The organism is Vibrio halioticoli NBRC 102217, from assembly GCF_000496695.1.
In the GTDB taxonomy this organism is placed as follows: Bacteria; Pseudomonadota; Gammaproteobacteria; order Enterobacterales; family Vibrionaceae; genus Vibrio; species Vibrio halioticoli.
In genome coordinates this window covers 23,298-33,791 of sequence record NZ_BAUJ01000059.1, presented here as the reverse complement: position 1 = coordinate 33,791, position 10,494 = coordinate 23,298, and the positions used below count along the sequence as shown (strand labels likewise).

The window sequence follows — 10,494 nt, the reverse complement described above, 5'->3', positions numbered from 1 at the left end:
TTATTGGTTTTCACTTTTCCTCTCTATTTAAAGAAAGTAGTAAAACAAAACAGCTCAAGGCTGAATTCCAATTTGATTTTGGTCACTCAGTTCATTGATAAATCTTTTCGATTATCATCAACGAGTGCCCACACAGATTGATAGGTTTAAATTGTTAAAGAGCGTTGCTTTGCGACGTTTCCTTTTGTGAGGAAGCTCTCAAAGCGGACGGCCATTCTAGCGATTTGAACCTCAGTGTCAAACACTTTTTTGAATTTATTTTCGAATCGAACTTAAACTCAAATGGTTCGGCTAGTTAGCCTACTGATTCACTGCGAAGCGTTGTGCGCTCTACCGTGTCAGTGAGGCGCATTATAGAGATGCTCAGCTTATTGGCAAGGCTTTTTTTCAATAAATATAATAAAAAAAGCCTTTCGTTCATTTTTTGAGTGAAACGCTTATTTATCTATTTTTACCCCCTACTTAGGTACAGGTTATCCACAGACTTATCCTTAAAACCCAAAAAACCGCCTAATTTGGCGGTTTTTGAATTTACTTTATATAAGGAAGAATTAGATCCCTGAACCGTCAGATTCTCCATTATCTTCATGAAGACCACATTCTCTCTTCAAACCAAAGAAGCGAGTATCTTGTTCTTTCATGCCTTCTTGGTATTTTTCAGTGGTATGTACATCGCCAATAGAAACGTATCCCTGAGCTTTAAGTGGGTGCTGAGGTAATTGATGTTCTTCTATATAGCTATTTACTTGCTCACTCGTCCAATCAACGATTGGTAAAAACTTAAATACGCCATTTTGAATAGACAGCACTGGCAACCCACCACGTGAATCGGACTGACTTCTTCTTAGGCCAGAAAACCAAGTACCCACTTCCAACTCTGATAGCGCCCTATGCATTGGCTCTACTTTGTTAAGTTTATTGTATTGGGTTATCCCCTCTACACCTTTAGTCCATAGTTGACCAAATCGAGCTTCTTGCCATGCAGAACTTAATGGGCTGCTATATACCTTTAGGTTTAAGCTCAATAATTCAGTCAGCTCATCAATAAACTGATACGTTTCTGGAAATAGATAACCGGTATCAGTCAAAATCACAGGGATATTCGGTTGCTGTCTAGAAACTAAGTGCAGCATCACGGCCGCTTGTGCGCCAAAACTTGAGGAAAGAGCGAAGCTTCCTTGTAAGTTTTCTAGCGCCCAAGCAATTCTTTGTTCAGCTGAAAGATCTTCTAGATCGGCATTCAGTTTTGCCAACTCAAGAGTTTGCTGCACCTTATTTAGGTTCACTATTTCTTTTAAGTTTAATTTCTGTGTCAGTTCAAGCATGGAAATCCCTCTTCGATACTATGACTTCTTTTACGATGCCATCACGAATGACAAAGTCCCCAAATGCTTCATCAGCTAAACGCTCTGCAGCCCATCGTTCCACCAGCGAATCGATGTCTTGTAGAATTTGTGCGGAACTGATGTTCTCTTTATATAGCTTAGGTACTCGTGTACCGGCTTTATTACCGCCAAGGTACAAGTTATATCTGTCTGGTGCTTTACCGACTAAACCGATTTCAGCCAACATTGCTCGGCCACAGCCATTAGGACAACCCGTTACTCGTAAGATAATGCTTTCATCATCACTGATTGAATGCTTTTTCAATATGCCTTCAACATCAGTCACAAATTGAGGAAGGAAGCGTTCTGCTTCTGCCATTGCTAATGGACAGGTTGGGAATGCTACACAGGCCATTGAATCTTGACGCTGTTTAGAGGTTGTTGGATCAAGCAAGCCATGCTCGAACGCTATCTTTTCAATCTTCTGTTTATCTTTTAACGGTACACCTGCCACGATGAGGTTCTGATTTGCTGTCATACGTAAATCGCCAGTGTGGATTTTGGCAATTTCAGCAACACCTGTTTTCAGTGGTTTACCTGGGTAATCTAATAAGCGGCCGTTTTCAATAAACAGCGTTAAGTGATGCTTACCGTCTATACCTTCTAACCAACCAAACTTATCGCCACGGTTAGTCAGTTGATAAGGTTTGATCGGCTCAAAGCTTACGCCTGAGCGTTTCTCAACTTCTTGTTTGAACACATCAATGCCAACGCGATCTAATGTGTATTTGGTTTTTGCATTTTTACGATTTGAGCGATTACCCCAATCACGTTGAGTCGTGACTACGGCAGCGGCAATATCTAATGTGTTCTCTAGAGAGATATAACCAAACTCATCCGCTTTACGTGGGTAAGTTGAGTTATCACCATGAGTCATGGCCAGTCCACCACCCACTAACACATTAAAGCCAACTAACTTGCCGTCTTTTGCTACTGCGACAAAGTTAAGATCGTTCGCGTGTAAGTCAACATCGTTGTCTGGCGGTACAACGACTGTTGTTTTAAATTTACGTGGCAGATAGTTGCTACCTAAGATTGGTTCTTCGTCTGTAGTCTCAAGTTTCTCACCGTCTAACCATATTTCAGCATAAGCTCTGGTTTTTGGTAGTAGGTGCTCACTGATCTTAGTGGCCCACTCATACGCTTGCTGATGCAATTCAGACTCAACAGGATTACTACTACATAGCACGTTACGGTTTACGTCCCCCGCTGTGGCAATAGAATCAATACCAATTGAATTTAGAGTTTGGTGCATCAACTTAATGTTTGGCTTCAATACTCCATGAAACTGGAATGTTTGACGCGTAGTAAGACGGATGCTGCCATAGAGCGAACTTTCAGTTGCAAACTTGTCGATAGCGAGCCATTGCTTAGGAGTAATCACTCCCCCAGGCATACGTGCACGCAGCATCACATTATGCAGTGGTTCCAATTTTTGCTTAGCACGCTCATTGCGGATATCTCTATCGTCTTGCTGATACATGCCGTGAAAACGGATTAACTGAAAATTGTCCGCGTCGAACCCACCGGTAATCTCATTTTTGAGGTCGTTGGTAATGGTACCGCGCAAAAAGTTACTTTCTCGTTTTAATCTTTCATTGTCAGAAAGTGGGCCCAACTCGTTGCCCAACACTGCTTGCTTTTCCATTAGTACACGTCCCTTTGGTATCTTTTCTGTTTACGAAGGTCTTTTAGCCATTCTTCTGCACTTTCTACGTCTAGCCCACCTTGCTGCTGTGCAATTTCAAGTAAGGTTGCTTGTACATCTTTAGCCATTCTTTCTGCGTCACCACATACATAGAGGTAAGCGCCATCTTGCAGCCATTGCCATACTTGCTGTGCATTTTGTTTTAGCTTGTCTTGCACATAGACTTTATTAGCACCGTCACGGCTAAAGGCGACATCCAACTGGCTCAATAGGCCATCTTTTAGGTAACGTTGGAATTCAACTTGGTATAAGAAGTCTTGAGCAAAGGTGCGGTCACCGAATACTAACCAGTTTTTACCTTCTGCTTCTCTAGAGTCTCGCTCTTGTAAGAAACTTCTAAACGGTGCAATACCCGTTCCTGGGCCAATCATAATAACGGACGCATTATCATCGGTTGGCAGTTTGAAGTTGTTATTGTGCTCGATGAACACTTTTACTTCTTCACCCTCTTCTAGACCATTGGATAAGAAACCAGAAGCACCACCGATTCTTTGACCTTTGCTTGTTTCATACTCCACCACACCAACAGTTAGGTGTACTTCTTCATCCACTTCAGATTGCGCTGATGAAATTGAATATAAGCGAGGAGTTAAACGTCGCAGCATAGCAGTTAGCTCAGTTGCGGTTAGCTTGGCTTTCTTCTCTGCAATAACGTCAATGATCTGAGTTTTCGCGGCGTACTCTCTTAGCTTGTTTTTGTCTTCCACAAGCTTAAGCAATTTCTTGCTCGCTGACTTCTCAGCGTATTGAGTAATAAATTGCGGATTAGATGAAGTCACTTCAAACTGTTCAATCAGCGCTTGCTGTAATGAAGTTGGTTTACCGTCTACCTCGATAGACTCATCTTTATCTAAACCAACTGCGGCAATGATTGAATCCACCAGCTGTGCATCGTTTTTATACCAAACCCCTAATGCATCACCCGGTTGATAGGTAATGCCTGATTCTTCTAGATCGATTTCGATATGACGAACGTCTTTCGTTGAATCGCGGCCGGTGATTTTTTGGTTAGTCAGTAAGGTCGCGGTATATGGCGATTGCTTAGTGTATTCAGAAGCACTGTTAGAAAGTGGCAATTGAACAACGCCGTTACTCGCTTCTACATTAGATTCTTTAAATAGCTCACCGATAGTGCTCAGAGCTTGAGACTGCCAGTTAGCCACAGGTGATTCGTAATCCACATCACAGTCGATTCGTTCTAGGAAAGGCGTTGCCCCTAACTTACTCAGAGCAGCATCAAAATCCTTACCTGTTTGGCAGAAGAATTCGTAGCTAGAGTCACCAAGTCCGACAACCGCATATTGCAGTTTGTCCAGTTTTGGCGCTTTTTTAGAATTGAGGTAGTCATAAAACTCTATCGCATTGTCAGGAACTTCACCTTCACCATTAGTAGAGGCAACGACAATTAAATGCGTTTCGTTTTTCAGGTTCTTAAGTTTGTAATCAGCCGCATCATAAAGTTTAGCTTCGAAACCTTCTGCCACTACTTTGGCGTGCAGTTGTTTAGCGACCCCTTTGGCATTCCCAGTTTGAGAAGCAAAGATGATCGTCAACTGTGAAGGTGTTCCTACTGCAACTTGCGTCTCTGGAACAGAAGCAACAGCATGATTTTGACTAATACCGTAGAAATAGCCACTAACCCAAGCCAACTGTTGTGGCGATAGTTCGGAGGCAGCTTGTTTTAATTGGTTTGCTTGATTATCACTAAGTGGGGAAGCAAAGCCGGAAAGATCCTTGAGCAACATGGTCACGTTTTCCCTGTATATTACATGACCACTAGATTACCTACTATTTGTAATAGCAATAAAGAATAAAGGGGTATGTTTAATAATAAAAAGGAATGAAAAAACCATTTCGCCTATAGGGATTCAATTCTTACTTGGCTAAAACCCACTGCCATTGCGCTTTTTGAGGCTGAATCTAAGTCGTTGTAATAGCGTTGTTCGCCTTGCGGATCAGTAAGCGCAAGCATACCGCCGTGGCTGTCTCGAAACTCTACAACCCACTGCCCGTCTAGGTCTGCTTGTTCCACAATAGCTTCCACCAAGCGCTCAGAGCGATATAACACACGAAGTTCATTGATTGTCATATAAAAGCTTGCTCCTGTTTTCTTCTATTAAGAATGGACCAAACTGCTAAAAATGCGAATTGAGAAGAGCTATCAATTAGAAAACAAAAGAGCATAAAAAAACCAGCCTTTTATAAGAGACTGGTTTATATATCGATCAAATAACACGCTTAAAAAGCAACTTGCACACCGGCAAACCAGCCATCCACAAAACCGTAGGCTTTCTTATCCACTTCTTTAAAGGTGTAATCGAGCACTCGGTATCCACCGCGTAATACTATGTCGGCAGAGTCAAATGCCACAGTGTATTGAATGGCACCGGTTAAATCCGCCGACTTCAACTCATCGGTCTCACCAAAATCAAACTCGCCAATGACAGCAAAGTTACTATTTGGCACTTGGATTAAGGCATTTGCGAACCAACTGAATATCACACTATCAAAATCGATAGTGGTATTGGTTTCAGGATCGTAAAACCGGCTATCTCGGTAATCCGTTAAAGTAAATCCAGCATCAAATTCAAGATTTTCAGTTCGTAACGGGCGGTAGTAAAAGGTGTAGTCAAACTTATCATGAGCAAGAAAGTCGGTATCTAGCCCTGTATAACGAATTCTGAAATTAGGTAGGTAGGGAACATCATGTTCAATTTGCGCAGACAATACCGGTAATTCATCATCAGCAAAGCGGGTTTCTCGAATTTTAGTGCTGCCCCAGAACATATCGGCAGTGACTTTGCCATGAACACCGGGTTCAATCACTTTTGCTTGTACCGACCAAGAAGCGCCCAATGCAGCAGTTCCTATTGCCGCAATCAAAGTCCATTTGCTCATTATCTACCTCTAAGAAAACCAAAATCGTTACTTTATAAGCAGATAGTAGCATAGGTAAACTTTAGATAAATCAATAAGCAAGCTTATGAACAAGCTCTGTTACGCTTAATTAGCCAATAAACAATTAATCCAACCACCAGATAAGGCAGAAAATTAAATGCCGCTCCTAGCAAGCCTACAATCACGCTAAAGGTAAAGACCGCAAGAAATGCCATAAAGAAGCCAAAGAATGTTAAACCAACAAAGAAAAATACACCGAAGAACATCACTAGCATCAGTAGCTCAAACATGGTTACTCTCCAAAAATTCATTTGAGATCAAAAACTTGTTCCAAGATCCCCTCTAATTACTATAAAGCAAGTACCTTGCCAAAACAGCGAAAAATATAACCACTTGATAAATAAACAAAAAAAGCCATCACATAACATGATGGCTTTTCTATAAAACGAAACTTGGTAAAAAAAACCAGTTATTGGTTAATTCTACACACCTAACTCTTTAGGTATTTTAGCCAGTGCAGCTTCAACCACTTCGATACCCGAACCTGGTTTGTGCGCGTTTTCACTGATATAACGACGCCATTGACGTGCACCCGGCATACTTTGGAACAAACCTAACATATGGCGAGTAATATGCCCTAAGTAAGCACCTTCCGATAGTTGTTGCTCAATATACGGGTACATAAGCTCAACTACTTCGCTACGTTTAATAATCGGTTTATCTTGACCAAAGATCAGCTGATCAACCTCAGCCAATAGATATGGGTTTTGATAAGCTTCACGACCAATCATCACCCCATCAAGATGTTTAAGGTGCTCTAGTGTTTCATCTAATGTTTTTACGCCACCATTTACCGCGATATCAAGATGCGGAAAGTCTTTCTTGATCTGATAAGCGCGCGGGTAATCCAAAGGTGGAATTTCACGGTTTTCTTTAGGGCTTAAACCACTTAACCATGCTTTACGAGCATGAATAGTAAAGTGCTCACAACCGCCCTTCTCGTTTACCGTTGATATAAAGTCTGTCAAAAACTCATACGAGTCTTGTTCATCGATACCAATACGGGTTTTCACCGTCACTGGAATATCAACCACAGACTTCATCTCTGCCACGCAATCTGCCACCAGCTGAGGATCGGCCATTAGACATGCACCAAAACGACCGTTCTGCACTCGGTCAGAAGGACAACCTACATTTAAGTTCACCTCATCATAACCACGCTCTTCAGCAAGCTTGGCACAATGAGCAAGATCTTTGGCATTGGAACCACCAAGCTGCAATGCAATCGGATGTTCTTGCTCGCTAAAACGCAAGAAATCACCTTTACCATGAATAATAGCGCCAGTGGTCACCATCTCGGTATATAACAGAGTGTTCTGCGACAGTAGCCGATGGAAGTAACGACAATGGCGATCTGTCCAATCTAGCATAGGGGCGACAGATAAACGAGATGATGGATACATAGCTAAGACCTTTTGTTGAACCACGTAGCACGAGACCAAGTGATTGAGTCCGTGTTTTAAGAAAAAGTGACCTTCACTTCTACTTTGAGGTGCGGATTATACGGTTTGGTTGAACCGCCATCAATAATAGTCTTTATCTATATACAACAAAGCCCACCTCGATATGCTCTCAGTGGGCTTAAATCTTGTTGTTCTATGTTGTTGCTAATGCGGATTAGAACGCAGGTTCTATCGTACCTTTGAAGGTTTTCGCTAAGAAATCACGTGTGGCTTGTGATTGGAAGATTTTCACTACTTTCTGATAGGTAGGATTGTTTTTTTGATCTTCACGAGCGGCGATAACCATAACCGCAAGTGGTGCATCTTTGGCTTCTAAATAGATGCCTTGTTTTTTAGGGTCTAAGCCTGAAGACATCACGTAGTTCATGGTGATAGCGGCGGCATCCACATCATCTAAAGAGCGAGGCAGTTGTGCGGCGTCTACTTCAACAAACTCTAGTTGTTTAGGATTGTCGATAATATCTTTTAATGTGGCTTTAGAGCCTACACCCGGTTTTAGTGTAATTAGCTTTGCGTCAGCAAATAGTAGTAAACCACGACCGCCATTGGTTGGATCGTTTGGAATCGCAACGCGGGCTTTATTTGGCAGAGCTTCAATAGAGTTAAATTTGTTGGAGTAGATACCCATACGCATCAGTATTGAACGGCCAATAGATACTAGATGAGAATCATGCCCTTGGTTGTAATTGTCTAAGAAAGGTTGGTGCTGGTAGCTGTTTAAATCAATGCTACCATCGTCGAGTGCGGCATTTGGCGTCACGTAATCAGAGAATTGCACCACTTCTATATTGATGCCTTGCTTGGCCGCTTCTTTGGCTACGGCTTCAACCACTTGAGCGTGCGGCCCAACGGTTGCGCCAATTTTGATGGTTTTCGCTTCTTCTTTACCACACGCTGTTAGCCCTAAAGCCAATGCTGAGATAAATGCCAAACTCACTACTCGTTTAAAACCTTTCATTGTTACTCCGTATTTCCATATAAGACTTCTAGCCATCTAAAAGGCTATATTACTCTTTTGGATTCGGAATGCAATTAGCGACTTACTATTTCCTTAAAAGATAGGCAACAAAAAGGCCAGCACTTGGCTGACCTTTATTTACTAACCGATACCCGTATTCGCTTAATATCTTAGATTTTAAGCACGCAGTTGTTTAAATGCGTTGATTAGACCGTTAGTTGAGCTATCGTGTGAATCAACTTCTGTACCGTCTGCTAGCTCAGGTAAGATTTGGCTTGCCAGTTGCTTGCCTAGTTCTACGCCCCACTGATCAAAGGTAAAGATATTCCAGATAACACCTTGTACAAAGATCTTATGTTCGTACATTGCAATCAGGTTACCTAAAGTGCGTGGCGTAATTTGCTTCACTAAAATAGAGTTTGTTGGACGGTTGCCTTCAAACACTTTAAATGGCGCTAGCTCTGCAATTTCTTCCGCTGACTTACCCGCGGCAACCAACTCTGCCTCTACAACTTCACGAGACTTACCAAATGCTAGCGCTTCTGTTTGAGCGAAGAAGTTAGACATCAATTTCTGATGATGATCGCCCGTTGGGTTGTGGCTGTTTGCAGGAGCAATAAAGTCACAAGGAATCAGTTTAGTGCCTTGGTGGATCAACTGGTAGAAAGCGTGCTGACCGTTAGTACCTGGTTCACCCCAGATAATAGGACCTGTTTGGTAATCCACTGCATCGCCGTTGCGGTCTGTGTATTTACCGTTTGATTCCATGTTGCCTTGTTGGAAGTAAGCGGCAAAACGGTGCATGTATTGATCGTACGGAAGAATCGTTTCTGACTCTGAACCGTGGAAGTTGTTGTACCAAATACCAATCAAAGCCAAGATGGTTGGGATGTTGTTCTCTAGCTCTGTCGATTTGAAGTGGTTATCCATTTCATGAGCGCCGGTTAGTAGCTCAATGAAGTTGTCGTAACCTACACCTAATGCAATAGACAAACCGATTGCTGACCATAGTGAGTAACGACCACCAACCCAGTCCCAGAACTCAAACATGTTGTCAGTATCAATACCAAACTCAGACACTGCCTGACCATTGGTTGATAGTGCGGCAAAGTGTTTAGCGACATGCGCTTCGTCTTTAGCTTCCGCTAGGAACCAATCACGTGCACTGTGTGCATTGGTCATTGTTTCTTGCGTAGTAAAGGTTTTAGAAGCCACTAAGAACAGCGTTGTTTCTGGGTTCACTTTTTTCAGTGTTTCAGCAATATGAGTGCCGTCAACGTTAGATACAAAGTGTAGGTTTAGATGATTTTTATATGGAGACAATGCTTCTGTCACCATGTATGGGCCTAGATCAGAACCACCGATGCCGATGTTAACAATATCGGTAATCGCTTTACCTGTGTAGCCTTTCCACTCACCGCCAATCACGCGATCAGTGAATGATTTAATTTTGTCTAAAACCGCATTCACGGCTGGCATTACATCTTCGCCGCCGACAACAACAGGCGTGTTGCTACGGTTACGAAGTGCAGTATGAAGAACTGAACGGCCTTCTGTTTTGTTGATGGTCTCGCCAGAGAACATGGCGTCGATTGCTGACTTAAGCTCTGTTTGTTTTGCAAGATCAAACAGGTGCTGCATAGTCTCGTCGTTCACTAAGTTCTTTGAGTAATCGACTAAGATATCGTCACCAAAACTTTTTGAGTAGTTCTCGAAGCGCTTAGAATCTGCAGCAAACAGATCTTTCATTTCGATATCTTGTGCTGATTCAAAGTGAGCAGTTAAGGCTTTCCATGCATCTGTGTGCGTTGGATTGATGTTCTTCAACATTATGAGTTCCCATTATTTTAATTTTAGTTTCGCCCAATAAAGTTATTGAGCTCCCCTGATACGGACTTTAACGGCGACAGTTAATTAGAGTGTCGTCCAAATAATTCTTTTAATATTTATTGTTACTCACTTGGGCTTAACAATGGCATCCAAGTGTTTTCATCGATAAGTATTTTCATCGATTATAGAAGA

At 42.2% G+C, this 10,494-nt stretch carries 9 protein-coding genes; all 9 read right to left on the bottom strand.

Annotation, left to right across the window (positions count from 1 at the left end; all coding sequences use genetic code 11):
- Positions 1-551: 551 nt before the first annotated feature.
- The 9 genes from VHA01S_RS15070 to pgi all read right to left on the bottom strand — a co-directional run bounded on the left by VHA01S_RS15070 (position 552) and on the right by pgi (position 10,302).
- Complete coding sequence (locus tag VHA01S_RS15070) at positions 552-1,325, bottom strand: phosphoadenylyl-sulfate reductase (RefSeq protein WP_023405213.1); 774 nt, start codon at positions 1,323-1,325, stop codon at positions 552-554.
- Positions 1,318-3,033, bottom strand: coding sequence for an assimilatory sulfite reductase (NADPH) hemoprotein subunit (gene cysI / locus VHA01S_RS15065; protein ID WP_023405212.1), 1,716 nt, complete (start codon positions 3,031-3,033; stop codon positions 1,318-1,320). Before cysI ends, VHA01S_RS15070 begins: the two co-directional genes overlap by 8 nt.
- Positions 3,033-4,838 carry an assimilatory sulfite reductase (NADPH) flavoprotein subunit gene (locus VHA01S_RS15060; RefSeq protein WP_023405211.1) on the bottom strand — a complete coding sequence of 602 codons (1,806 nt, stop codon included), beginning with the start codon at positions 4,836-4,838 and terminating at the stop codon, positions 3,033-3,035. The genes cysI and VHA01S_RS15060 overlap by 1 nt, the downstream gene beginning before the upstream one ends.
- 113 nt (positions 4,839-4,951) lie before the next feature.
- Positions 4,952-5,182: a hypothetical protein gene (locus tag VHA01S_RS15055; protein WP_023405210.1), complete on the bottom strand. Its 231-nt coding sequence runs from the start codon at positions 5,180-5,182 to the stop codon at positions 4,952-4,954.
- A gap of 149 nt (positions 5,183-5,331) precedes the next feature.
- Positions 5,332-5,991 (bottom strand): TIGR04219 family outer membrane beta-barrel protein, encoded by a 660-nt coding sequence (locus VHA01S_RS15050; protein ID WP_023405209.1) that lies wholly within the window; start codon positions 5,989-5,991, stop codon positions 5,332-5,334.
- Between the two features lie 83 nt (positions 5,992-6,074).
- A complete protein-coding gene (locus tag VHA01S_RS15045) occupies positions 6,075-6,281 on the bottom strand; it encodes an envelope stress response protein PspG (protein WP_023405208.1) in 207 nt (68 codons plus the stop codon).
- A gap of 192 nt (positions 6,282-6,473) precedes the next feature.
- Positions 6,474-7,454: a tRNA dihydrouridine(20/20a) synthase DusA gene (dusA, locus tag VHA01S_RS15040; protein ID WP_021715037.1), complete on the bottom strand. Its 981-nt coding sequence runs from the start codon at positions 7,452-7,454 to the stop codon at positions 6,474-6,476.
- 214 nt (positions 7,455-7,668) lie between these two features.
- A complete protein-coding gene (locus VHA01S_RS15035) occupies positions 7,669-8,472 on the bottom strand; it encodes a MetQ/NlpA family ABC transporter substrate-binding protein (protein ID WP_023405207.1) in 804 nt (267 codons plus the stop codon).
- A gap of 177 nt (positions 8,473-8,649) precedes the next feature.
- Positions 8,650-10,302 (bottom strand): glucose-6-phosphate isomerase, encoded by a 1,653-nt coding sequence (pgi, locus tag VHA01S_RS15030; RefSeq protein ID WP_023405206.1) that lies wholly within the window; start codon positions 10,300-10,302, stop codon positions 8,650-8,652.
- Positions 10,303-10,494: the final 192 nt, after the last annotated feature.

What these genes read in the sequence shown, in the direction of transcription:
- VHA01S_RS15070 (WP_023405213.1), bottom strand. Translation starts at nt 1,325, where the DNA reads ATGCTTGAACTGACACAGAAATTAAACTTAAAAGAAATAGTGAACCTA.
- cysI (WP_023405212.1), bottom strand. Translation starts at nt 3,033, where the DNA reads ATGGAAAAGCAAGCAGTGTTGGGCAACGAGTTGGGCCCACTTTCTGAC.
- VHA01S_RS15060 (WP_023405211.1), bottom strand. Translation starts at nt 4,838, where the DNA reads ATGTTGCTCAAGGATCTTTCCGGCTTTGCTTCCCCACTTAGTGATAAT.
- VHA01S_RS15055 (WP_023405210.1), bottom strand. Translation starts at nt 5,182, where the DNA reads ATGACAATCAATGAACTTCGTGTGTTATATCGCTCTGAGCGCTTGGTG.
- VHA01S_RS15050 (WP_023405209.1), bottom strand. Translation starts at nt 5,991, where the DNA reads ATGAGCAAATGGACTTTGATTGCGGCAATAGGAACTGCTGCATTGGGC.
- VHA01S_RS15045 (WP_023405208.1), bottom strand. Translation starts at nt 6,281, where the DNA reads ATGTTTGAGCTACTGATGCTAGTGATGTTCTTCGGTGTATTTTTCTTT.
- dusA (WP_021715037.1), bottom strand. Translation starts at nt 7,454, where the DNA reads ATGTATCCATCATCTCGTTTATCTGTCGCCCCTATGCTAGATTGGACA.
- VHA01S_RS15035 (WP_023405207.1), bottom strand. Translation starts at nt 8,472, where the DNA reads ATGAAAGGTTTTAAACGAGTAGTGAGTTTGGCATTTATCTCAGCATTG.
- pgi (WP_023405206.1), bottom strand. Translation starts at nt 10,302, where the DNA reads ATGTTGAAGAACATCAATCCAACGCACACAGATGCATGGAAAGCCTTA.